The following is a 26,267-nucleotide window of genomic DNA, read 5'->3' as shown; positions in this document are numbered from 1 at the left end:
TTTACCCGGCGATGAGCCCGAGGTGTGTCTCGCCCACGTTGGTGATGACCAGACAGGCGAGGGTGCCGACCACGATGCTGAGCACCGCGTTGCGTCGCCAGAGATGCATGCCCACTGTCGTCACCACGCCGACGATGGGCCCGGCGCCGTGTGACGGTCCCGTCAGGTTGATCGTCGAAAGGCAATATACGGCAAGAATGGCGGTGGCGCCCAGTGGAATCCAGCGTCCCAGGTCGGCAGCCAGCTCGCTGTTCTTGATGGCGTTTCGCGCGGCGAAGGGTAGAGCCCGCAAGGCGAAGGTGATCACCACGGCGGAGACCAAAGCCACTGCGATGTAAGCGGGTTCAGGCATGGCCTGCCCGCTCTTCCGCGCCGGAGTGGGTGAGGTAGTGCCGGACGACAAGAGTGGCGGTGTAGCAGCACATGGCCACGAGAATCATCGCGCCAGGGGCGATCGCCAGTGCCGCGAGTGCCGCCACCACCGCGAGCGCGATACCCGGGATATCTGGCCGCAAACGGTAGGTGTCAAGAACGAGCACCAAGAACATGGCGATGAGCACGAAATCCAGCCCCTTCAGTCCGCTGAGGAAGGAGGCTCCGGCGAGACCGCCGGTGGTCGCCCCCGCAACCCATGAAAGGTGCAGACCGCATTGGGTCCACAGAATCCGGCGCGAGCTCAACGCCCGGTGGTCCAGCGCGGTGATCAATGCGTAGGCCTCGTCACATAGCGCGAACATGCTGTACGACTTGCCCAGTCGGCTGGCGACTCGGTCAAGGGGGAATGACATCCCGTAGAAGAGATGGCGGGAATTGACGAGGAATGTCGTCAGCGCTATGGCCGGCACTGATGCGCCCGCGGACAGCATGCCGATCAGGATGAACTCGACCGAGCCTGCGAACAGGACTCCGGAGATGATCGGTGCCAGCCACCAGGGGAGCCCATGAGAGGTGACCACGACGCCTAATCCGATACCGAGGGCAAACAACCCTGCCCAGACAACGCCAGCATGGCTGACTGCTTTGACCAGCTCATCCCGGTGTCGAGGCTGTGGCGGCAGCACCTCCTGATTCATGCAGCAATCATAGAGTGGTATGCGAGCATGATGATTGTGCATATTGCTCATAGGGAGGCTATTACGGCAATATAGATGCATGGACAGGCTTGATCGCGCAATAATCAATGAGCTGCAGGTTAGCGGTCGCCTGACGAATCAGGAGTTGGCTGACCGGGTCGGCCTCACCCCGGCACCGTGCTTGCGACGCGTCCGCCGCTTGGAGGCTGAGGGCGTCATCACCGGCTACACCGCGTTGGTGAATCCGGCGGCACTGGGGCGCGACTTCGAGGTGATCATCTACGCCGATCTCGTGGCCAAAGACCTCGCCACTGTGGCGTCCTTCGAGGAGCGCCTGGTCGCGATGGACGAAGTCGCCGAACTCAGGCGCATGTTCGGTATTCCCGACTACTTCATCCGGGTGCAGACCGCCGACCTCGCGGCCTATGAGCAGTGGTTGAGCATCAAGCTCATGGGCGACCCGGCGATCGCCCGCGTTGACTCGCGGTTGACCATGAAACTCCTCAAATCACGCCGCTGAGTGGACGTGACAATCGCCCTGAAGATGGGTTGAGCCCTGTCAGTGCTCATCCGGTGTTGGCGGAGAGGGGGTTTCATCGGGATCTGTGCTCCATGTGGTCGGGAGCATCGGCGTGGTCCTGGTGCCATCCATCGCACCGGTGTCGTTGCCGACGTTCTCGCGCGCGACGAGCCCGGCCGCGGTGGGTGCGGTGGTGGTCTTTGGGATGGTGCCGGCCAACCCGAGTTGTCCAGTGCCGCGGGTTGACGCGGTGCTTTGGCTTTGCGGGGATCTGGGCGGCTCACCGTAGTCGGCATCAACCGTGACGTTCATGTCCATGTACTGCGGTGCTGGGTCTTTCACTCGCGCACCACGTTTGCGCCGAGCTCGCGACCGGGCAGATGCTGCCGCGGCGGCTGCCGCAGAGACTCCGGAGGCCGGGGCCTGGGCCTTGCTGCCCTCATTGAGGGTTGGTCCGAAACGAATGGCGGGCGGTTCTTCGGGATTCACGGCGACGAGGTATGGCGTAAACGCCGCCGTTGCGGTGGTGGGCGCCGGAGCTGGCGCCGGGGCCGATGGTGCAGGTGCCGTCCCAGTGGGGACCGGAACACCTGTGGGCGCCAACGCGATCGCAGGAAGGGACTCTATGTGTTCGCGCTGTACGGGGGCGGTATTGCGGAGCTCAGGCTGAACTTCATCGGCCGGTGCTTCGACGGCGGGGGGCTGCAGATACTGCCAGGCCGCCAAGATCAGTAGCGGCAGCCACAGTGGTGCGGAGAGCAACGCAGCCCAGAACAACCAAAACACCTGCGCAAAAACCAGGTACGCCATCACACCGAGCATCAGCAGGAACGGCAGCCAGGTGGCCAATGCCGCCCCCGGGTTTCGGATGAAATCTCCGATGATTCGGATCAGCGTGCCCAGCGGGTCGCGGAAGAAATCCATCAGCTGATCGATAACGCTGTTGCTGCTGTCCAGTGCCGAACCGGCTTCCGCGGCTTGGGCCTGTGCTGCGAGCCCGGACATGTCAGCCATGCGCAACATCGCGCCGGCGGGCTCCATGATGGGCGGAGAGGGAGTCGCCGGAGGCGCCGACGCCACCGCGGCACTCGAAACCCCTTGGTAGACACCCATGGTGGTGGCGGCCTGCACCCACATGCGGAGATAGTCGGCCTCGTTGAGTGCGAGGGGGATCGTGTTGATCCCAAAGAAGTTTGTGCCCACCAAGATGCCGTGAATCGTGTGGTTCATGGCCAGTTCGGGCAAGGTCGGCATGGCCGCCAACGCCGTGGTGTAGGCCGCGGCGCCTGCCTCCTGCAGCGCAGCGTTGGAGGCGCTCGCTGCGCTCTGCTGAGTCAGCCAGGCCAAGTAGGGCGTATGGCTGGCCACATATTGGGCGGCGCTGGGTCCCTGCCATGCCCCCGCCGCGGCCGCGCTCAGCAGCTGGGTCAACTCCGTTGCTGCCGTGGCGTACTCGGTTGATAGTGCTTGCCACTGCGCTGCGGAAGCCAGCATCGGGCCTGGGCCCGGGCCTGCGCTGAGCAGTGCCGAATGTACTTCCGGGGGAAACGCCATCCATATGGGCGCCGACATCCCCGCTAGCCCCCGGCGCTCATGTGCTCGGCCTTGCTGGATTCGGGCTGAACTGCCCGTTCCTGATTGCTCAACTTACAGCCTTTCCATGATTTGAAGGCTCGCCCGACAACGCATCAGCGCGAGTAAATTAGCATTGGCTTACCTAATTTGTCGAGACCTCCGGTTGCGGGATTGCCTGGGATGACGAATCGAATCCGTTTGAGCAGTGATCATTACGTCGAGGTGCGCGACGATCAGGCTGCATTCGGCTGGCCGAGCCGGAATCTAGTTGGCGTTTGTGGTGATGCGCCATCCGGTGGTGGATTCTTGTTGGCGCCAGAATTCTGAGAAACGGCCTCCGAGAGAGCTGAGTTCGGTGATGGAGCCTTGTTCGATGATGTGGCCGTTGTCGATGAAGAGCACGTGATCGGCGTTGCGGATTGCGCTGAGCCGGTGGGCGATCATGATTTTGGTGCGGGGGCGTGGGTCGTTGTTGATGGCGTCGGTGATTGCGGTTTCGTTTTCGGTGTCCAGGGCGCTGGTGGCTTCGTCGATGAGCAGGACCGGGGCGGGTTTGATGAGTGCTCGGGCGATGCTGACGCGTTGGCGTTCACCGCCGGATAGTGCGGTGCCGGCTTCGCCGACACGTGACTGTTCGGCATCGGGCAGGCGTTCGATGATCTCGTCGACGCGAGCCAGTGTCATGGCTTGGTGTGTTTCGTGGTCTGTGGCGTTGGGGTGTCCAGCTAGGACGTTGTCGCCGATGGGTGCATCGAAGAGGTACGGATGCTGGAAGACCATGCTGACCAGGGCGCGGCGGCTGGCGGTGTCCATTGTGGCGACATCGGTTCCGTCGATGAGGATTTGGCCGCTTTCTGGTTGTTGCAGCCCGGCGATGAGGGCGAGGATGGTGCTCTTTCCGGATCCAGATGGCCCGATGACGGCGGCGGTGGCACCTGGTTCCAGGATGAAGTTGATGTCGTTGAGGACGTGTTCGCTGGTGCTGTCGTAGCGGAAGGTGACGTTGCGGAATTCGATGCGTGGGGCGGGGGTGTCGGGGGATGCGACGGCGTCTCCGGGCTGATCGGCGGCGTCGGTGGTGATGATGGTGTTGAGACGCTCGAATATGGCGCGCGAGTTTTCGACGGCGCCGGCCAGGCCCGCCAGGACGGTGAATGGTTCCAGGAATCGGACCACGATGACCATGAGTGCGACGGCTTCGGGTGCTCCGATCTCACCGCGCACCGCGAGGGCTGTGGTGGTGCCGGCGAGCAGGATGAGGGTGATCTGGCTGACGATGCTGAACAGCAGCTGACCGGGGATCTGAAAGAGCAAGAGCCGCATGGTCGCACCACGTGCTGTCGCGACGGCTTCGCCGGCCTGGCTGCGGGCGGGGTTCACGCGTCGGCTGGCTCGTAGGGCGGCTTGGGTGCGTGCGAATTCCAGGATGCGTTCGGTCAGTGCACTGTGTGCCTTGGTGTCTGCCTCGTCGGCGGTGCGCACGATGCGGATACTGGCCAGTAGCGCGCCGACTATGAGTGGCAAGGTGATGGCGGCGGCGATGCCGAGTTTGTATGAGACGAAGAACAATCCGATGGTGATGGCTGCCGGTAGTAGTGCTGCGCCGATCAGTGGGGTCAGTAGGTTGGCGATGAATCCGACGAGGTCGGGGCCGCCGGAGGAGATGGCTTGGCGGGCCATGGCGGTGCGTTCGGCGGTGAACCAGCTCAGTGGGATGTGGGTGAGCCGGTCGGCGACTTGGTGTTGTGAGTCGTTGAGCAGGGCGAATCCGATGCGGTAGCCGATGCGGGCCAGCGCGGTGTCCACGATCCAGCCGCCGACGGTGACCGCGGTGAGCACGGCGAGCCAGGGCAGTGCGTCGGTGGGGGTGGTGCTGAACAGGGCGCCGAGCAGCGGCACGAGCAGCAGACAGCCCGCGGCGCGAAGTACTACGGATAGCACTGAGAGTGCGCTGTAGGTGTAGAGGGAGTTGCGGTGTGCGGGTGGGATGAGGCGGATCAGGTGGGTCAGCATCAGATGTTCTCTCCGGCAAGGACGCTCGAGGGTTCTTGCAGGCGTGCGTCCCACAAGCGCCGGTAGCGCCCGTTGTTGGATAGCAGCTGCGTGTGGGTGCCGGTTTCTACGAGGTGGCCCTGGTCCAGGACCACGATCTGGTCGGCGTCGGCGATGGTGTGTAGTCGGTGGGCGATGACGAGCACGGTGCGGTTGTGAACGAGCCGGCCCAGGGCTTGTTGCACCAAATATTCTGATTCGGGGTCGGCGAAGGCGGTGGCTTCGTCCAGGATCAGGATGGGGGTGTCGGCCAGCAGGGCGCGGGCGATGGTGAGGCGTTGTTTTTCGCCGCCGGACAGTTGGGTGTTGGTGTCCAGGACGGTGTCATAGCCGTTGGGTAGCCGCAGGATTCGTTCATGGATCTGTGCGTCGCGGGCGGCGGTGTGGATCTGGGTGTCGGTGGCTTCGGGGCGGGCCAGTGCGATGTTTTCGCGGACGGTTCCGGCGACCAGTTGTACGTCCTGGAACACGAATCCGACTTTGGTGTAGAGCTCATCGGCGCTCAGGGCGCGGATATCGGTGCCATCGATGCAGATAGCGCCGCCGTCGACGTCATGGAAACGTGCTAGCAGGGAAGCCAGCGTCGATTTACCCGAGCCGGACGGACCCACCAGCGCCGTCACAGTTCCCGGCCGCAACCTCAGATCCACACCATGAATAACCGGCACCCCCGGCCGATACCCAAACGTCACCGCATCAAACGACACAGATGAGCCACTATCGGCCGCTGCTTTTGCTTCGGTGATGCTGAGTTCGGTTTCCTCGAGGGCGACGGCGATACGGCGTGTGGCCCCTAGACCACCGCGAACATCGTTCAGTCCGTACGCGATTCCCAGTAGGCGGGTGCCGAACGTGGTGCCGAGCACCAGGAATGGCAGCAGGGTCGTGGGCTCCATGGCCCCCGCGACGACCAACAGCGTTCCGGCCCCGGCGATCAACCACAGGAACGTCGTCGGCCGGGTAACAAGATCCATAAAGGTCTTCCTGCCAATGAACGGCCACTGCCATTCGTTGAGAAAGGTGAGATGCAGGTCGAGCTTGCGTTTGAACGAGGACGCTGAGGCTCCGCCGAAAATGCGGATCACCGGCTGGCCTTCAAGATAGGCGGCCGATTCTCCGCTCATCCGTTCGCTCCAGCGCGAGGCCTCGATCATCTTCGGGCCGCTCTGGAATATCAGCACAGCGGCCGTGACGATGTAGATCAGAATGGGCACCAGTAGCAACAGGGTCAGGCGCCAGTCGACGACGAAGAGGTAGATCAGCACCGCCACCGGCCCCACGACGGCGGCCACCGCATCGGGGATCGCGTGAGTGATCAGATAGTGCAGCGACAGGGTGTCGTCCTGAATCAGCTTCTTGACCGATCCCGAACCGCGTTGCGTGAACCACCCCAACGGAACCCGAGAAAGCTTGTCCAACAACTGGCGCTGGATGCTTGTACTGAATCGGATGTCAACAACGTGCAGCCACAGTGTGAGAGCCATGCCGAGCGCGGCGCCGAGTACCAGCAGTGTCAGGAAGATGAATCCGGTGTGCCATAGCCGGGATTGGTCGGCTCCGGCCAGCAGCTGGCGGGTGAGCTCGACGAGCACCACGAACGGTGCCAGCTCGACCATGGTGATGATCGCTTGCAGCACACCACCGGCGATCATCTGCTTCTTGACCGGCGCCAACAACTCCTTCGCCGCCTGCGAACGCCAGCGACCCCGGGGGATCGCGCTACCGGATACCGGTATGGGGTTGTCGGCCAGTGTTTTTGGTGCGGAGGGAGTGGCCAAGCTGGAGGTCTTGGCGTCCAAAGTCGGCGGAGCCTGGGTGTCTCCGCGGCGGCTGCCCATGGCGCGGCCGAAGGTCCAGTAGGAGGCGGCATGTACGTCGGCTTTGGGGAATCCGAATTGTTCTTTGAGGCGCTTGCGCAGATGTTTGAGCGAGCCCCCCTCCGAGCCGGCCCAGGCGTACCAGTTGGACCAGTCACGGGCCTCGATCGCGCCCGCCAGTGAGGTTTCATCGACGCGGTCCACCCAGTGCAGAACCCGCCGGGGATGCTCGGTCAGCGGGATGAGCTCATCGTCGGGGCTGTGGCGTTCCAGATAGACCTCGACATCCACATCGGCGGGCAGCGCGGCCAGGATGGAGTTGATCGCCGGGATAGACGCCGAATCGCCGATCAGCAGGAATCCGGCCGGAAGATCCTCGGGAACCTCAAAACGTGCTGAGCCGAAAGCCACTACCGGAATGGTCATTCCGGGCTGGGCCGCCCCCGCCCACCGGCAGGCGGGCCCGGCGGGCTCGTGGATCACCACATCGATCGCGAACTCGCCGACCTCGGCATCCGTGGAGACGATCGTGTACGCCCGCTGATGCTCAGTGGCGCCACCCTCGGGATCAGGGAACCAGAACCGCAGCCATTCGGCCGGCGTGTGTAGCAGGTCCTCGAAAAGAGTGGGCGCCGACATCGTCAGCCGCACACAATTCGGTGCAACCTGACTGATATCGACCACAGTGGCTACGTGATCACGCGCCCCAAGCCCGCGCAGCACCGCACCCTGGAAACCTCTACCCATGTTTTGCATCCTCTTTCGTGCTGCTCGCATGCGTGACACACTTAGCTCACCCTAACCAAACGAATTGATATAGGCTAGCCTAGCCAAAGTAAAGATGGGCTAATCTATCTGCGGTGTATGGGTGAATTCTATTCGCTCCGAAGCATTTTCGGCTCTGCGTCCAATGCTGTGCGAACCCGAAGATGCAAAAACCGCTGTGATTATGCGGCTTTAGTGGACAGGGGAGGCATACGAATGTCGTCGTCCCGAGCAGGCAATTCGACCTCGGCAGAGCGTTTGCGGTTGTTGCGGGCAGTGCTGACCGAACGTGGGCTCACGGATGCGTCCTCGAGTGCCCGGAGCACGAACATTCAGGCGCGATCGCGCACGGCAGTGGTTCCGTTGTCTTCGACACAGCGTCGGATGTGGTTCGCACAAGCCCTTTTTCCGGAGGGCACGGCATATAACATGCTGGTCGGCCTACGGATTGATGGTCCACTCGATCTTGATTCGTTGCGCACGAGTGTGATCCGATTGTTCGGTCGGCACGCGATTCTGCGGACTCGCTACACCCATGGCCCCGACGGTGAGCTGATACAGCTGATCGAGCAGACCGGGGATATCGCGCTCTCAGTCGTTGACATCGATGACAAGGCGTCGGCGATGCTGGAGGACGCGATCGCGGCTCTCGCGCGGGAGATCGCTGACCGCCCTTTCGATCTCGCCTCAGACCCTCCGCTGCGCGTCGAGCTTTTGCGTGTCTCAGCGCATGTGCATGTTCTGATTCTGGTACTGCATCACATCGCGGCGGACGAGATCACCTGGGATTTGTTGTTCGCTGACTTATCTGCGCAATACGCCTTCGAGACTGGCCAGACTGGCGCTGCGCCAGCGGCTCCGGGCCTCGAATACGCAGACTATGCGGTGTGGGAGCAACAACGACTGCAGCATGGTCATCTCGACAACCAGCTGAAATATTGGGTTGACCGACTCACCCCGCTACCGCCCACCGTAGGCTTTCCGGCGACGACTCAGTCTCCGGAGTCGCACGCTACGGCCAGCGGGCGATACCGGCATGCGCTGCCAGACAGCACCGTTGCGGGCCTGCGAGATCTAGCGCGAATTCACAAGGCCACGCCCTACACGATTGTACTTGCAGGGTTGGCTACGGTCCTGCATCGATACACAGAGGCAACGGATTTGGTGATTGGGATTCCGGCGCTGGTCCGTGATGCGTCCGAAGTCGAAGGCGTGTGGGGCAATTTCACGAACACCCTTGCACTACGGCTGAACGTCGATGGTCAGACGACCTTCCTGGACTTGCTGGGTCGCGCTCGATCAGCCTTTTTCGAAGCTTACGACAACCGTGACATTCCTTTTGAGACAGTCATCGAAAGAGTGGCGCCGCAACGCACAACGGGCCGCTCACCACTGTTCGAGGTTATGTTCGCGGCAACTCGGCCGGTTACGAGTGAGTTGAGTTTGGCCGGAACGACGACGACCGACCTCGGATTGCCCAACCCGGCACCGATGTTTGACCTCGCCATTGACCTGGTCGACGGAGCGGCGTTGGCCGCTACTTTCCGAACCGACAAATACGCACCGGAATTCATACAGCAAGTCCTGGAGCACCTCGCCACAGTGTTGGCCCATGGGGTGGTGAATCCGGAGTGCAGCGTGCGTGATCTGCCTTTGCTCACCGACCAGCAACGACAGCACATCCTCTGCGACTGGAATGCCACCGGGGACACCCGGCACCTCGTCGATATCCCGCTACACACATTGTTTGAGCGACAGGCGCAACAGAACCCGAATGCCATCGCCGTCGTCACCGAGGATGGTCAGCTTAGTTACGGTGAACTGGATGTGCTTGCCGGGCAGTTGGTCTCGTCGATTCGCTCGCTCGGAATCGGTAGTGGAAGCCTTGTCGGAATCAACATGGACCGGTCGGCGGACCTCGTGGTGGCGCTACTGGCCGTGTTGAAGGCCGGTGCCGCGTTCGTCCCGTTGGAGCCTGCTTGGCCGGCGAGCCGGATAGCGGAGGTGTGTACAAACGCTCGCCTCGCGGCGGTGCTTACCCATGGCGATCCTGCGACGCGACTGCCAAGCCTCGAGATACCAGTGCTGAATCTCGACGAGAAACCATGGGACGCAACTCACCACAACGATCCAGCGCCGGGCGTCCAGATGGCCGAGCTCGCCTATGTCGTCTTCACGTCCGGTTCCACCGGCACTCCGAAGGGGGTGATGGTGACTCATGCCGGAATTTGCAACCGACTGCTGTGGCAAGCCGATGTCCTCGGATTCGGGGTCGACGACGCTGCCCTGCACAAGTCGTCGCTCGGGTTCGACATGGGAATCAACGAGATCTTCCTCCCGCTCGTCTGCGGTGCGGCGGTGGTTCTGCCCAAGGTGGGAGCCGAGTCAGATCCGGCATACTTGCTCGAACTGATCGCACGCACCGGTGTCACGTTCATCGACCTGGTGCCGTCGCTACTTGACCCGATGCTGGACCGGCCCGAGTTCACCGAGGCGACTCGCTCGCTGGCTTCGGTGTGGACGGGTGGAGAGGCGCTGAGCCCAGAGCTTCTCGAGCGGTTCCTAACTCGCTGTGAGATTCCCATGTATCACGGGTACGGGCCCACCGAGGCGACTGTGGCGTGCACATACGAGGTCTACCGGGCCGGCTCATCCAGGCACGGTGTGACCATCGGTACGCCGATTGCCAACAACCAGGCCTTCATCCTCGATAGATTTCTCCGGCCGGTTCCGCCGGGTGTATCCGGAGAGCTGTACATCGGGGGGGTGCAGCTCGCGCGCGGATATGTGGAAGACCCGGCCCGCACCGCCGAGCGGTTTGTCGCCGATCCGGTATCGGGCGCACCCGGCGCTCGCATCTATCGCACCGGGGACAGGGCACGTTTCCTGCCTAACGGCACCATCGAGTTCCTTGGGCGAGTGGACAATCAGTTGAAGATCCGGGGCCGCAGGATCGCGCCGGAAGAGATCGAGAACGCGCTCACCGCACACCCGGCCATCCGTCGCGCGGCAGTCATGGCGCAAGGCGATCGATTGGTTGCGTACTGTGCCTGCGAGGACCCCGCGCTGACCTGGCTGCAGCTGCGTGACTGGTTACGTGCGCGGCTGCCGGAGCACCTAATACCCCCGGCCGGAACCATTCTCGACGCGCTGCCGCAACTGCCGTCAGGGAAGATCGATCGCGCTGCGGTGCAACGAATTCCCGTCGAAGTGAGTGCCGCGATCGTTCCCTACCTCGAGCCGCGGTACGCGATGGAACGTGTGCTGGTTGACTTGTGGCTCGCGGTGCTCAAGGTTCCCCGTATCGGCGTTGACGACAACTTCTTCGACATCGGCGGTCATTCGCTGTTACTGGCTCGCGTTCAAGCCAGGCTTTCGGAGCAGCTTGGGCTTTCGGTATCGCTGCTCGACCTGTACGCACACCCGACCGTCGCGGAGCTCGCCACGTATCTGAACGGCGCGCGCGATCAGGGCGCCAAATCTGAAGTAAGCGGTAGCGGCGGTCTCGTCGCTGCGCGCAGTCGAGCTGAGCGTGGGCGAGATGCCCGCGTGCAGCGCCTATCACAGCAACGACAAAGGCGGTAGATCAAGTCATGCAGCACTCTTCGACATCGGCGGAGCAGCTCCAACGGACATGGTTACGGGGTGGAGCTCTTGACCCCGACGGGCATCCGGCGTTGGTGGTCTTCCCGCATGCTGGTGGTGGAGCCTCGTTCTACCGCTCCTGGTTGATCAACCCGGATTTCTCGGTGCATATCGTGCAATACCCCGGTCGCGAGGACCGGATTTCTGAACAGCTCCCCTCGAGCCTGGGCGCGCTTGCCGACGGCGTGGCCGAGGCGTTACTGACTCTGGGGGATCGGCCGTTGTACTTGTTCGGCCACAGCATGGGTGCGCTGGTCGCCTTCGAGGTCGCGCGTCGGCTGGAGGCAGCTGGCAGGTATCTGCAACTCCGGCTGTGTGTTTCCTCGTACACGGCACCGCATCTCGTCCGCAGTGGCGGACTGCGGGATCTAGACGATGACGCATTTATCGCGTACGGGCGTTCGGCCACAGGTGAGGTGAGCGCCGCAAAGGGGCAGGACAGCGCATTCGACGTAGCGGCGTTACGGGATCTGGTCATCTCCGGCATGCGGGCCGACTTCCGGCTGGTCGAACAATATCGAACTGACCCGGAGCCACCCGTGGATGCACCGATCCTCGCACTCTGGGGCAAGGACGAGGCTATCGATCCCGCTGACATGGATCTTTGGGCGCACGTGACCCGCGGTGGCTACCGGTCGGCAACATTTCCCGGCGGGCACTTCTACCTCGCTGCCGAGCGAGATGCGGTGCTGGAGAACGTGCGTCAGTGGTGCTCGGAACTCGATCACGGCTCAAGCCGGGCGACGGCTGACGGTGATTCGGCAACTGGCGATGACCACGAGGTTCGCGACGACGACGTCGCGGTTATCGGCATCGCTGCCCGGGTGCCCGGCGCCACGAATCTGGATGAGTTCTGGGCGAATCTTTGTGCGGGAGAGGAATCGCTCACGCATTTCACCGATGAGGAACTGCTGTCGGCGGGGGTTTCGCCGGAGGAACTCGGTGATCCGCGGCTGGTTAGGGTTCGGCCGATTCTTGCCGATGTGGCCGACTTCGATCCCAAGTTTTTCGCGTACGCCCCGAGTGAGGCACGCTCGATTGATCCGCAGCAACGACTCTTTCTCGAATGTGCTTGGGAGGCTGTGGAATCGTCCGGCTATGACCTGCAGCGGTACGACGGTTCTGTCGGGGTGTTCGGGGGCAGTGCGGGCTCGACCTATTACCGGGCAAATCTGTCGACCGACTACGGGAACCTCAACGGCACCGAGTATCTGCAGACGGCGCTGGCGACCGAGAACGATTTTCTGGCGCCTCGCGTTTCCTACAAGCTGAATCTGCGCGGCCCCAGCATATCGCTGGGCACCGGTTGCTCTACCTCGCTGGTGGCCATCCACCTTGCGGTGCAAAGCGTTTTGTCGGGTGAGTCCGACATGGCGCTGGCCGGTGGCGCCTCCATCACCTTCCCGCAAACCGCCGGATACGTGGCTACCGAAAGCGGCGCCATCTCTACCTCCGGTCGATGCCGTGCGTTTGATGCGTCCGCCGACGGCACATTGGTCGGTGACGGAGTGGGAGTAATCCTGCTGAAACGCGCGTCGAGCGCTGTCGCAGATGGTGATTCTATTCTGGGCATCATCAGGGGAACCGCCGTCAACAACGACGGCGGGAATAAGGCTGGGTTCGCGGCGCCGAGTGTCAGCGGCCAGGTTGAGGTCATCACCGAGGCGCTGGCCGTCGCCGAGGTTCCGGCCGAGACCGTCGATTACGTGGAGACGCATGGCACCGGGACGCTACTGGGCGATCCGATCGAGATCGCCGCGCTGGACAATGCCTTTCGCCAAGCGGGTGACACGCGGACAGAAGCATGTCGACTGGGCACCCTGAAGCCGAACATCGGACACACCGGGCCTGCCTCGGGCGTCCTGGCCCTCATCAAAGTGATACTGGCGCTGCAACATCGGATGTACCCGCCTGCTGTCAACTTCACGGCCCCCAATCCGCAGATTGAATTCTCGAAGAGCCCTTTTTATGTGGGTACGCGCCTGCGACGCTGGAATGCGCCCGACGGAAAGCCGCGTCGTGCGGGAGTCAGCTCCTACAGCATGGGTGGCACCAATGCTCATGCCGTACTGCAGGAAGCTCCAGTTTCACAGGCGCCCACTGCAGTTCAGGACGGTCCGCACCTGCTTGTGCTCTCGGCGCGAACGGCACCGGCGCTCGAGGCTGCGCGGAAGAACCTGGCGCGGCACCTGGAGCAGCATCCCGAACAAGATCTGGCCGCCGTTGCGGCCACGTTGCGCATCGGACGGCGTGCTTTCAAGCATCGGTTTACCGCAGTCTGTGCGGACTCGACGGAAGCGCGGCAAGTCCTCGAAAGCGCGGGATATGCACCATCTCGCGCCGGGATTGCCTCAGACAAGCCCCGCCCCGTCGTGCTCCTGTTTCCCGGGCAGGGAAGCCAGTTCAGTGGCATGGGTGCGCAGCTCTACGCGACATCACCGGTCTATCGCCGGCACATCGACGAGTGCGCCATCCGCTTTGAGCCGCTGATCGGTGTGGATCTGCGCACGATGCTGTGCGGCGAGGGTGACGAGGCCACCGACGCTGCGCTCATGCAGACCCGCCTGACCCAGCCCGCACTGTTCACGGTTGGGTATGCGCTCACCCAGCTCCTCGGTGAGTGGGGTGTGCAACCCGTGGCCATGCTCGGTCACAGCATCGGTGAACTGGTGGCTGCTTGCGTGGCAGGGGTATTCACGCTGGACGAAGCAGTTCAGCTGGCGGCGCTGCGCGGCGAACTGATTCAGCAGTGTGAGTCCGGTGCCATGGCTGCCGTCGGGGCATCGCTCGATGCCGTCACCGCGATGCTTCCGGTTGGGGTATCGGTTGCGGCGGTCAACGGCCCGGAGCAGGTCGTTGTTGCCGGCAGCGCGGAGGGGATCGAAGCGCTCGTGCAGGAGGCGGCGAGTACCGGCGTGCGCTGCACGCGTTTACCGGTGAATCGGGGTTTCCATTCCGCCCTCGTCGATCCGGCGGTCGGCAGTTTCTCGGCTGCTGTGGCGCGGCTGCGATTGCAACCGCCGCAGGTTCCTTTCATGTCCAATGTCACGGGTACCTGGATCACCGGGGCGCAGGCCACCGACCCCGAGTATTGGGGACGGCAGTTGCGTGAGACGGTGCAGTTCGCCTCCGGCCTGGCGGTGCTGTGTGCCGAGTACCCGGATGCGGTGCTTGTGGAGGCCGGTCCCGGTCACACCTTGCGCGGCATCGTCGCGGCGAATACTCAGGAACCGGAGGTCGTTTCGATGCTCGGGGATCGGACCGGTGACAGTGCGACCGTTGCGATAGCGGCAGCAGGACGCCTGTGGGCCGCTGGTGCTGAGCTGGTGTGGCAGCACTTCGGTGCGCCACAGCCGCGGGTGCCTCTGCCCACATATCCGTTCGAGCGGGAGCGGTTGTGGATGATTCCGCCGAAGCCCGTCGCCAGCCGGCCCGCAAGGCAGGCACCGGCGGCGCCTGCCAAACAGGTGTCGACGGTGACCGAGACGGCCCCCCAGGCCGATGTCTCGCCGACCGTGGCGGTCGAGCAGATCTGGTGTGAGGCACTGGGTGTGGCAAGCGTTGAACCGGACGACAATTTCTTCGACCTGGGAGGCGATTCGCTGATCGCCGCTCGCATCGTGACAGCGATAGGGGAGCGCTGCGGAATCAAGGTATCGGTGGCTGAGCTCTGGGATCAGGGCGCGACTCTTGCCGATCTTGTCGATCTGGTGCAGCGACGCTGTGGCAGCAATACCAATGTGGGAGAACAACGTCAGTGACAGTGGATATGGATACACCGACCACCGAGACAGAGTTTGCCGACATTGCCATCATCGGAATGCAGTGCCGATTTCCCGGCGCCGGCGACGTCAGTGAATACTGGTCGCTACTCACGGAAAAGCGTGAAGGCGCAAGATCTTTGGATGACTTAGCGGATGCGCCGGGGTTAGTGCGCCGCGAGGCCGTCATCGAGGGAATCGAACTATTCGACGCCAAGTTCTTCGGTTACCCGCCGGCCGAGGCCGCGATGATAGATCCGCAGCAACGTCTCTTCCTGGAATGTGCGTACCACGTCTTCGAACAGGCCGGTTATGACACGGATCGATACGATGGACTGGTCGGCGTCTACGCGGGCTCCGGGCAGTCGAACTATCTCATCGCGAACGTCCTTCCGCATCTTGGCCTCAGCCCTTCCTCGGCGGACGCGTTACCCGCGGGGTTTGCCAATTCGCCGGGCTCGCTTCCTGGCCGAGTCTCGTACCATCTCAATCTGACGGGTCCGAGTGTTGCGGTGAGCACCGCCTGCTCGACCTCACTGGTTGCGGTGCATCTGGCGTGCCAGGAACTTCTGGACTATCGATGTGACCTGGCTCTGGCTGGTGGAGTGAGCTTGAACCCCCACCCCGGCAAGGGATACCGGTACACCCCGAACGGACCGCTCTCTCCCGATGGCCGTTGCCGGGCCTTCGACGCCGACGCTGCGGGCATGTTCCCCGGCGACGGCGTGGGAGTTGTTCTGCTCAAGCGCTTGTCTGACGCGCTCGCCGATGGTGACCGAATTCGGGCCGTCATCAAAGGAAGTGCGGTCAACAACGACGGGCGCCACAAGACCGGTTTCACCGCGCCCAGCGCCACCGCGCAGAGTGAAGTCATCCTCGCCGCACATGCGGTTGCCGGAGTGGAGGCGAGTTCGATCGGCATGGTCGAGGCTCACGGAACGGGAACACCGCTCGGTGACCCCATCGAGGTGTCGGCACTGACCAAGGCATTCCGGGAATCCACCGACCAGACCGGATACTGCCTGCTGGGCAGTGCCAAGACAAACATCGGCCATACCGACACCGCGGCCGGAGTAGCAGGACTCATCAAGGCCGCGTTGTCCGTCGAGCATGGTGTAATCCCCGCGAATCTGCATTACACCGCCGAGAATCCGCTGCTCGACCTTGCCAACAGCCCGTTCCGTGTGGCCGTCGACACCGTCGACTGGCCTGCGGGAGACGGACCGCGCCGTGCCGGGGTGAGCGCCTTCGGAATCGGTGGCACCAACGTACATATGGTGCTCGAGCAGGCACCGCGCGATGCTCAACGCGACCCGCTCCCAACCGCGGATCGCTCCGAGTCCTTGCTGGTCCTGTCGGCCGCCACCGCATCGGCATTAGACCAACAGGCCGCGCAATTGGCCGACTATCTGCGTAGCAACAGTGAGATTGATCCAGCAGATGTTGCCGACACCCTGCAATTGGGTCGCCGTACATTACCGTATCGGCGTTCGGTGGTGTGCGGGTCGGCGAAACAGGCGGCATCGCTGCTGACCGCTCCCGCCCAGGCCACTCGCGCGAATGACGGTGCAGTTCCGTTGGTTCTGCTGCTCCCCGGCGGCGGGGCGCAATACGTCGGGATGGGTCACGGTCTCTACGAGACCGAAGAGGTGTTCCGGTCGTCAATCGACGAGTGCGCCCAGATCTTGGCGCAGCATTGCGATATCGACCTGCATAGCCACCTGTTTGGCGACGGTGGGCTCGATGAGCAGCGGCTCGATGTGGTGTTTCCGGCCGTGGTGGCTACCGAGTACGCGCTCGCGACTCAGCTCGCGGCGTGGGGGTTGACACCGAGCGCGATGCTCGGCCATAGCCTGGGCGAGTACGCGGCGGCGTGCCTGTCCGGCGTCATCGACATCGACCAAGTGCTGCCGTTGGTTTCGGCGCGTGGGCGATTGTTCGCCCGAATGGGCGGTGCGACCACGAGCATCCTGCTGTCCGCGGCCGATGTCAGCCCATTGTTGAGTGGCAGGCTTGTTGTATCCGGAATCACCGACGCATCGTCGTGTACGGTCTCCGGACCCACCGCCGAGATCGCGCTACTGGAAGAGGAATTGGAACTGCGCGGCGTCCAATTCCAGCGGGTGCGGGTATCGATGGCGGTGCATTCGCCCGAGTTGGATCCCGTGCTCGGTGAGTTCGCCGACATCTTGGCCGGTGTCACGCTGCGGCCACCGCGTGTGCCGTATCTGTCGAATGTCACGGGCACCTGGATTCAGCCCGAGGAGGCAACCGACCCGGGCTATTGGATCCGGCATAGCCGTGAGCCTGTGCAATTGGCCGCTGGATTCGGCGAATTGGCCGGCCTCCAGGGGGCGGTGCTGCTGGAGGTGGGTCCCGGTCAGACATTGACGCGGCTTGCCCAGCCGCAGGGTGACGCGTCGTTTGCAGCTTTCGCCACGATGCGGCATCGCGACGACCGCCGCAGCGATCGGCGTGCATTGCTTGCCGCTGTGGGCAAGGCCTGGGAGCACGGCATCGACATCGACTGGAGTCTGATATCGGGAGGCCGCCGCCCGGCACGTGTCGAGTTGCCCGGCTATCCGTTCGAGCGACAGCGGTACTGGATCGCAGCGTCTGACGGCGCACAGCCACCCGTCCGGCCGAACATGAGTGTTCCGGTGTGGCGTAGCAGTACACCGATAGCTTCCGCCGCAGAGCCGTCCGCGGCACGATGGCTGGTTCTGGTTGACGAGGATCCCGCCACCGCTCGATTCGCCGAGGAACTTGCCAACACAGTCAGCACTGGTGTTGATCTGCTCGGGCCGGGCCTCACACCGGCTTCGACCGAATACCAGCGCATCGTGTTCCTTACCGGTGCGCACGGAACGCGGCCGGATCGCGAGCGATACGTGCAACTGGCGCGCGCGGTCGATGCCGCCGGTTCGGGTGTGGCGGTGCATGTCTGTGTCGGCAACGCCTTCGACGTCACCGGCGTGGAGGACATCGACGTCAGTCATTGGCTGGCAGTTGGCGCCGCACAATGGTTGCGCCGCAACGGCGTAACGCGCGCCGTCAGCGTGGTGGACATGGACCGGACCGATGCCCAGGCGCTGGTCGCGGAGCTGTCGGTTCCGGATGGCGATCGAACGGTGGCTTATCGCAACGGACGGCGATGGGTCCTCAGCAGTGAGCCGGTCGAAGGGGTGGCCGCAACATGGTCGAGCGCCGCGACAGGATTGCGCGCCGAGCCCATTGATGTTGTGGTGCCGCAAGGTTCGACACAGGTGTCGAACGCGCTGGACGACCTGTGCACCCGGTATATATGCGCGCACCTGCGAAGCGCAGGCGTCGCGATGACTCCCGGAACCGAGTACTCGCGCGACGAGTTGATCGCCCGGCTGGGGGTGATACCGGACTACCACAAGATTGTCGATGCATTCCTGCGCATCTTGAGCGAGGACGGCATCGTCTCCAGCGAGAACGGCCGGCTGCGCGTGCTCGATGTGCCGGCGGTGGCCGATGTGCCCGAACTCGGGCGCTGGTGCGCCGATAATCCCGAGCTGGCGACATGGGCCCAGCTGCTGGACCAATGCATGCGCGGCTACGACCAGGTGCTGCGCGGGCAGATCGCCGGCAATGAGGTTGTGACGCCGAACGGAGATGACCGTCTGTATCGGAGCCTGACCGAACAACGCATCGCGCATAGCGATTTCGCAACGTACCGCGATCTGATCGGGACGACACTTGCCGGACTGGCTGCCAACGCCACCCCGGGGCGGCCACTGCGGATCCTCGAAATCGGCGCCGGCCGTGGCTACCTGACGTGGCCGGTGGTCGACGCGCTGCGCGGCGTGCCGGCAGGCTCGGTCGAGTACCACTTCACCGATATCGGACGCTCGTTTGTGGTGGCCGCCCAGCGGCACGCCGAAGCAGAGGGTCTCGATTTCGTCCGATTCGCCTCTCTCGATATCGTCGACGATCCGGCCGGGCAGAGTCTGCCGCTTGCTGGGTTCGACGTTGTCCTGGCGTTCAACGTGTTGCATGTGGCACCGGATCTGCCGACCGCTATCCGCAACACCGCGGCGTTCACCGCTCCCGGCGGCCTGATGTTCTTGCTGGAAGCCAAGACTGAGGAGCGTTGCGACTCGCTGATCGACCCGCTGTTGACCGGATGGCTCGATTTCGACGACGACGTGCGGACGGATTCACCGTTGGTGGCACCCCAGCAGTGGGCAGCGCTACTCGACACGAACGGATTCACCGGCTCGGCCGTCTACGATTCCGGTCCGGCGGGTGACCATGCGTTGATCGTCGCCGAGCGTCCTGAGCCGGTGCTCGTCCTGGATCCGGACTTCGATCGCGCCGTCGCCATGCTGCGTGAGATCGCGGCGTCCGAACCGTCGGCGCAACGCATGCTGCTCACGAGGCCACGTGAGGACTCCCTCGATGCGGCACTGGCCGAAGGGTATGCGCATGGCACACTCGCCGTTCGGCACCGTGCCGGAGTTGGAGACTGGACCTTTGTCGACACCTCTGCGGACGACGAGATGAACGTTCCACCAGACCGATTCGGTGAGGTGCTCGGTGCGCCCGCGGTACCCACGGTGGTTCTGGGTGGTTCGAGTACGGTGGCGACACGTGCTGAGCAGGAGCCGGCACCGGTGCCGGATACGCCTGCTGCCCCATCGGTGAACGTCTCGTTCAATCACCGCCCGGTGCTGTCGACGGAGTACTGCGCGCCGCGGTCGAAATTGGAGGAAGGTATCGCGGCGATCTGGCAGCGCTTCTTTGGGTACGACCGGATCGGTGTCCATGATCGTTTTCTCGAACTGGGTGGCGAGTCGCTATTGGCCATGCAGATCGCCGCGGAGCAGCGCAATGCGCTAGGGATCGAAATGAGCATGCGTCAATTGCTCGAATCAGTCACCGTGGCGGACGTGGCCGCAGCCGCGACAACACCGTCGGACGAGCCCGAGACGTCCTCGAAACCCGCGCCCCCAGCCCGTCGGGGGCGCGCCGCACTGCGTACTGCAGACGGCGTCATTCTGCTTGAGGGAGCGCGAGAGTGACCACTATCGACTACCTTCCCGCATCCACATCGGGGGAGGAGATCCTCCTCTTCCGGACGTCATTCGCCCAGCAGCGAATGTGGTTCCTGAGTCGACTGGACCCGGACAGCCATTACTACAACGTGCCGATTGTTCTGCATTTTCGCGGTGCGGTACGTCCGGACGCACTGCGACGCGCCCTCGCCGAAATGGTTTCCAGACATGAGATCCTGCGCACAACTTTTGTCGAGGTCGACGGCGAAGTGATGCAGGCGGTGGCCGCTGACACGGTTATTACAGTGCCGCTCAAGGAAATCGATTGTTCCAGTACGCAGTCTGTGCCGCCGATACAGCGTCCCGAGGTGCGCGCGGCAGTCCTCGACCTCGTGTGCGCGCCGTTCGACCTGAGTGCCGGACCGTTGCTGCGGGCGCATCTACTCGACCTGCGGGACGGAGAGTTCCTGTTGGTGGTGGCGATGCATCACATCATCGTCGACGGCTGGTCCATCGGTGTGCTGTGCGACGAGCTGCGCCAGCTGTACGGGGCCGAAGTAACAGGTATTCCAGCGGCACTGCCGCCGCTGGAATACCAGATCGGCGACCTGGCAGAACAAGAGCACGACGTGATGTCCGGGCCCGCGCGTGAGCGCCATCTCGCGTACTGGCGGTCGCAGTTGGCCGGCGAGCTGAGCTCGCCTGCGCTTCCGTTCGATCGAGACAGGCCATTGGACAACGTTTTCCAGGGTGCCACCCTAGACTTCACCTTGTCGCCCTCGGACACGGCAGCGATGGCCGCATTCGGGCGGGATATGGACGTGACCGTCTTTGCGACGCTGCTCGCGGCGTTCTACACACTGTTGTACCGCTACAGCGGCTCAGATGATCAGGTGGTCGGCGCTCCGATGGCGAATCGGGAAGACCACCGGGTCTCGGCGCTCATCGGGCTGTTCGTGAACACAATTCCGTTGCGTGCCAGGATCAATCCCTCCGCCGGGTTCGCGGAGTTGGTCAGCCATGTCCGCGAGGTGACTTTGGGTGCGTACGAGCACCAGGAGCTGCCACTTGAACAGATCATCGACGAGGTCGCTCCTGCGCGTCTTCCCGGACGCAATCCGATGGTCGCCGTGCTGTTCGCGATGCAAAGCCCGCCTCCGGCTGACCTTGATTTCGCGGGAACGCCCGTGTCCTTTGTCGGGGTGCCGACAGGCACCACTCGAGCCGATGTGGAACTGCACTTCTGGCCCCTCGGGGAAAGTATCGGGGTGCAGTTCGTCTATAGCACCGAACTATTCGATGCGGCGACGATGGAGCAAATGCGCGACGACTACACCGCGCTGTTACGCGCGGCGATCGCGTCGCCGCACCTGGCGATCGACTGCCTGCCGCTCGGTGCGCACGAAGCACGTGTGGCTCAGAGCTTGGCGCCGGTGCTTCAGCATGTCGAGAGCTCTGTGGCGGTCGTCGATGGCCACGTGGAGCTTACCCACACCGAATTGCGCAGGACTGCAGTGCGATTGGCTGCGGCGATGTCGGGTGCCCATGGCGGGACGGTTGTGCTCGCGCTCGAACGCGGACCAGACCTCGTGGCGGCGTTGGTAGCGGCGGTATCCGCCGGTGCACGCCGTGTCGCGTGGTTACCCACATCGCTGCCGGCCCCGTACCGGGAGCGCTCGCTGCGGGAGCTGGCCCCCGCATTCGTTGTGGACGATGCCGCCGTGGCGCAACTGGGAACCGGCGACGCCCGCCCTGCCGGTGCGCCCGATTCACTGAACACTGATGCGTCGATAGGGCTTCTGGATAGCTATCTCGCTGGCATTCTCGTCACCTTATTGCACTCTGGCAGTGTCAATCTGGTTGATCCGGAACCGGTTCCGGAGGTAGTACTGACCGCCGACCGCCGACTGGCGCCCCCGGGCGTCTTGGGGGAACTATGCGTCGGGAGACCGGGCGAGGCTGTGCTCCCTACTGGGATTCCGGCACGCATGCGCAGGGACTCCTCGGTGGAGATCGCACATTCTTCTCGTGGACGCGCATGGGACGGTCACCGCTGGGCGGACCTGGCAACTGTCGACGCAGTGCTGATGGAGCACGAATTGATCGACGACTGCGCGGTACTGTCACGCCGAACCATCTCCGGCACCACCGAGTTGGTGGCCTATGTAGCAACTTCCGCACCGATCTCCTCGAGACGGTTGTCGGAATTCGCACGCATCGTGCTGCCACCGTCGCTGGTGCCGCGTGCATTCGTTCCTGTTGCCGCACTGCCGGTGACCACGACCGGAGCGCTCGACATCGCGGCGCTATACCGATTGCCGGTGATCGATGACGAGCTGATTGCCCGGTGGTCGGCGCGGCTACCCGAGGCCACCCAGATCCAGGTTGTGCCCGATATCGCCGACACGCCGCGCATTCTTGTCGGCGATCCAGCGCCACCGCCCAAGCAGGCGCCGCTAGTGTCCGCGGCACAACGCGATGTCCACGAGCTATCCATGCTCGATGGCGGGCCGGCGGTCGTGCCTGTCGTGGCGTCGCTACCCGATGCGCTCGTCCGCGCGGCACGTGATGCGTCCACGACAGAGCTGGTCTTTCTTGACGAATCGGGTGCCGAGCGCACACTGACGTACGCGGCGGTACTCGATGCCGCGCGGCGTGTGCTTGGGGGACTACGGGCCGCGGGACTTGTTCCAGGAGATTTGGCGATTGTTCACCTGTCCCGCAACGACGAGTTTGTGGCGGCGATCTGGGGATGTTTCCTCGGCGGCATCGTGCCGGTGCCGGTGGCCCCGAACGCGGTTGGCGGCGCCGAGAAGGCGGCAACGGCCTGGAGCGCACTCAACCAGCCATTGATCATCAACGTGGCCGGGCAGCCTCCGGTACACCAGGCGGCGCGGGTAGTCCCGATCGGCGATCTTTTGGCACACGACCCAGATGCCGCGCACCATGAGCCCGATCCCGAAGCGGTCGCATTGCTCTTGCTGACCTCTGGTAGCACGGGACAGCCGAAGGGCGTGCAGCTGACGCATCGCAACATCCTGAGCCGCTCGGCGGCGACCGCGCAGACGAATGCGTTCGCCCCGGCGGATATCTCGTTCAACTGGATGCCGCTCGAGCATGTCGGCGGCATCGTCATGTCCCATCTTCAGGATGTGTACGTGTGTTGTCAGCAGGTACACGCTGCCACCTCATGGGTGCTGGCGGATCCACTGCGGTGGCTGACCATCGTTGACCGCTACCGCGTGACCAACACATGGGCCCCCAATTTCGCGTTCGGCCTGATCGCCGATCGGTTCGCGGAGGCGCCTAACGCCGACCGATTCGACCTGACGTGCTTGCGGTTCATTCTCAACGGTGGCGAGGCAATCGTCCCACGCATCGCACGCCGATTCCTGCGCATGCTGGAGCATTCCGGCTTACCGCGCACCGCGATGCGGCCGTCATGGGGGATGTCGGAGACATCGTCGGGTGTGGTTTTCTCCCAGAACTTTTCGGTGGAAACCACCACCGACACCGATGAATTCACCGAACTCGGAAAGCCGATCCACGGCACGCGCATACGTGTCGTCGACATGGACAACACGGCCGTTCCCGTCGGCGATGTTGGGCGAGTGCAGATCAGCGGGCCCACCGTTACGCGCGGATACTATGCCGACCCAGAGCGCACCGGGGAGGCATTCACTGCCGACGGCTGGTTCGACACGGGCGACCTTGGCCGGATTCACGGCGGTGCACTCACGCTCACCGGTCGCGCCAAGGACATCATCATCGTCAACGGCGTGAACTACAGCTGCCACGCGATCGAGTCCGCGGTCGAAGAATCCCCGCTAGTGATCAGCAGCTATGCCGCTGCGATCGCGGTACGGCCGCCGGGCAGCGATACCGACGTTCTGGCGATCGTGTTCAGCCCCCAGTCCGGGGCGGTGGACGAGGAGGTCCTCGCCGATGTCCGTAGCCGCGTGTTGGCGGTGGGCCCAAATCCTGATCTAGTCATTCCCGTTCCGCCGGAGAGTATTCCGAAAACCGATATCGGAAAGATTCAGCGGAGCCTGCTGAGACAACGGTTCGATGACGGTGAGTTCGCCGATATCGTGCGCAGGGTACAGACGTCCAGCGCGTCCGCGAACTCCCTGCCAAACTGGTTCTTCCGTCCGATGTGGCACCGGCGTGACCGACTCCGGCCCAGTGCACCGATTGACGGCGCCGTTTTGATTATCGGCGAATCGGGGAACCTTGGCGCACAATTGGCAGACCGGCTGACCGCGCAGGGCGTTCGCGTGGTGCGTGCCACCGTGGCGGACATCGACGCGGGGTTGAGTTCGGTTTCCGGAACAACAGCAATTCGTACCGTGGTGTACCTCGCCGCACCGCGAGCACAGGGTGATATCGCCGACAGTTCCCCAGAACTATTGCCGGTCGGTGTTTTCGATGTGGTCCGCATAGTCCGAACTGTCTTTGACGAAGAGCGGGGCGATGGAACGCCACCGGCGCTGTATGTCATCGGCAGCGGCATCGAGCAGGTCACCGATACGGACGAGGCCGATCCTGGGCTCGCTCCGATTCCCGTGCTGCTGCGCAGTGCGGTAGCCGAAATGCCTGGGTTACGTGTGCGCTTTGTCGACCTGGATCGCACAGATCAGGCTGCCGGCGCCGACCACGTGGCAGGTGAACTGGGCTACTCCACCAAGGACATTGAGGTTGCCTATCGGGCCGGTGCTCGCTGGGTGAAGGGGCTGGAACGGCTGCCCGATGAGCCCACTGCTGGTGTGGCGATTCCTTCTGGGGGTCTGCACCTGATTAGTGGAGGTCTGGGCGGACTCGCCTATGAGCTGGCCCGGCTGCTGATAGAACGCTTCGGCGCACGGGTGCTACTCGTAGGACACCGCGATCCAGATGAGCGGCAATCCGCGGCTTACCAACGGTTACGCGATATCGCGGGCGACGAGGCGGTCCGGTTCGAGGTCGCCGACGTACGCGATGCCGATCAGGTATGGGACGCGGTCACGTCGGCGGAGGATCGCTGGGGCATCCAGCTGTCTGGCATCTGGCATCTGGCCGGCGCGTATCGCGAGCAACCGTTGGCTACCACGACAGAGTCCGATCTCACGGATATCTCGACGGCGAAGGTTGCCGGAGCTCGCGTCCTGCACCATATTGCCTTGCGCCGAAAAGGTATTCGCTTCGTATCCTTTTCGTCGGTCAACGGATTCTTCGGCGGATCCACCGTCGGCGGGTACTCGGCCGCAAACGCCTATCTGGACGCCTTCACCCTGTACCAGCGCCGCAGCGGTATCAGCGCGCACAGTATTGCGTGGACGATGTGGGACCGCGTGGGGATGTCGGCTCAGGTGGAGCATCTGGAGGGCACCCGGGCCAGTGGATACCGTGTTGTAGGCCGCGTCGAAGCGCTGAACTCGCTGCTGGTTGCGCTCGCCCACGATGTGCCCCACGTGCTGGTCGGTCTGGATGACACCAAGTCGGCGATCCGTGCCCGGTTGAGCGGTGTGGCGCCGGCAGGCCAGGTGCTTGTGGCAGATCTGAAGCAGGCCGCGCCAGAGTTTCCAGATGTGCCAGTACGCGACAGATATGACCGCATCGTGCCCACGCGGGTCCAGTCGGCAGGTGTGGCTCGTCAGTGGGTGGCTGCGCGTGACGACACCGAGCGGCGGGTTTCGGCGATCTGGCGACAGGTGCTCGGATCTGACAGCTTCGGAGTGACCGACAGCTTCTTCGATATCGGAGGGAACTCGGTACTGCTGGCCCTTGCGCAGAGGTTGGTGCAGGAGGAGTTCGGTCGGCCGATAGCCCTTGTCGACTTGTTCCGCTATCCGACGGTGTCGAGCCTGGCGGCGTATCTGTCGAGTAGCGAGATCGATACCGAGCCAAGCAATCCCGAGCCCGGCACGGTGAGCGAATCCAACCCGGGCGTGGGTAGCGACCGCGCCCGGATCCGCAAGGAGGCGCGTCGCCGTCGCCGCGCACCATAGGCACTCAGGTGAGTTCTTACATGTAGTGATTTTTCTTTCTGTACTGAT

At 63.5% G+C, this 26,267-nt stretch carries 9 protein-coding genes and 2 pseudogenes; 5 read left to right on the top strand and 6 right to left on the bottom strand.

Annotated elements, in window-relative coordinates; translation table 11 throughout:
* Position 1: 1 nt before the first annotated feature.
* Positions 2-352, bottom strand: a complete 351-nt coding sequence (locus tag BB28_RS16690) for a branched-chain amino acid transporter permease (RefSeq protein ID WP_046254302.1) — start codon at positions 350-352, stop codon at positions 2-4.
* Entirely contained in the window at positions 345-1,073 is a 729-nt protein-coding gene (locus BB28_RS16685) for an AzlC family ABC transporter permease (RefSeq protein WP_046254301.1), read from the bottom strand. Before BB28_RS16685 ends, BB28_RS16690 begins: the two co-directional genes overlap by 8 nt.
* Before the next feature lie 79 nt (positions 1,074-1,152).
* Here BB28_RS16685 and BB28_RS16680 point away from each other — a divergent pair, with 79 nt between their 5' ends.
* A complete protein-coding gene (locus BB28_RS16680; protein WP_046254300.1) occupies positions 1,153-1,593 on the top strand; it encodes an Lrp/AsnC family transcriptional regulator in 441 nt (146 codons plus the stop codon).
* A 39-nt stretch (positions 1,594-1,632) separates the two neighbouring features.
* On the opposite strand, the gene BB28_RS16675 is transcribed toward BB28_RS16680, so the two are convergent.
* From BB28_RS16675 to BB28_RS25840, 4 genes and pseudogenes are all read right to left on the bottom strand, one after another.
* Entirely contained in the window at positions 1,633-3,165 is a 1,533-nt protein-coding gene (locus tag BB28_RS16675) for a PPE domain-containing protein (protein ID WP_046254299.1), read from the bottom strand.
* 267 nt (positions 3,166-3,432) lie between these two features.
* Complete coding sequence (locus BB28_RS16670) at positions 3,433-5,181, bottom strand: ABC transporter ATP-binding protein (protein WP_064393526.1); 1,749 nt, start codon at positions 5,179-5,181, stop codon at positions 3,433-3,435.
* A pseudogene (locus BB28_RS16665) lies at positions 5,181-6,932 on the bottom strand (ABC transporter ATP-binding protein); the annotation flags it as partial. The pseudogene BB28_RS16665 and the gene BB28_RS16670, both read right to left, overlap by 1 nt.
* Positions 6,933-7,030: 98 nt before the next feature.
* Positions 7,031-7,784, bottom strand: a pseudogene (locus BB28_RS25840) (siderophore-interacting protein); the annotation flags it as partial.
* Between the two features lie 234 nt (positions 7,785-8,018).
* On the opposite strand from BB28_RS25840, the gene BB28_RS16660 reads away from it, so the two are divergent.
* Genes BB28_RS16660 through BB28_RS16645 form a run of 4 tightly spaced genes read left to right on the top strand, consistent with a single transcriptional unit; the run spans position 8,019 to position 26,219 of the window.
* Positions 8,019-11,387 carry a non-ribosomal peptide synthetase gene (locus tag BB28_RS16660; RefSeq protein WP_075874274.1) on the top strand — a complete coding sequence of 1,123 codons (3,369 nt, stop codon included), beginning with the start codon at positions 8,019-8,021 and terminating at the stop codon, positions 11,385-11,387.
* Between the two features lie 8 nt (positions 11,388-11,395).
* On the top strand, positions 11,396-15,208 hold the full coding sequence (locus BB28_RS16655; RefSeq protein ID WP_046254296.1) for a type I polyketide synthase: 3,813 nt from the start codon (positions 11,396-11,398) through the stop codon (positions 15,206-15,208).
* The gene (locus tag BB28_RS16650; protein ID WP_052740257.1) at positions 15,205-20,259 is read left to right on the top strand and encodes a type I polyketide synthase; all 5,055 of its coding nucleotides are present in this window, start codon (positions 15,205-15,207) and stop codon (positions 20,257-20,259) included. Before BB28_RS16655 ends, BB28_RS16650 begins: the two co-directional genes overlap by 4 nt.
* The gene (locus BB28_RS16645) at positions 20,256-26,219 is read left to right on the top strand and encodes an SDR family NAD(P)-dependent oxidoreductase (protein ID WP_046254295.1); all 5,964 of its coding nucleotides are present in this window, start codon (positions 20,256-20,258) and stop codon (positions 26,217-26,219) included. The genes BB28_RS16650 and BB28_RS16645 overlap by 4 nt, the downstream gene beginning before the upstream one ends.
* The last annotated feature ends 48 nt before the right edge of the window (positions 26,220-26,267 follow it).

Origin of the sequence: Mycobacteroides chelonae CCUG 47445 (assembly GCF_001632805.1) — a bacterium.
Classification (GTDB): domain Bacteria; phylum Actinomycetota; class Actinomycetes; order Mycobacteriales; family Mycobacteriaceae; genus Mycobacterium; species Mycobacterium chelonae.
The sequence above is the reverse complement of the archived record's forward strand: the minus strand, read 5'-3'. Positions and strand labels throughout refer to the sequence as shown.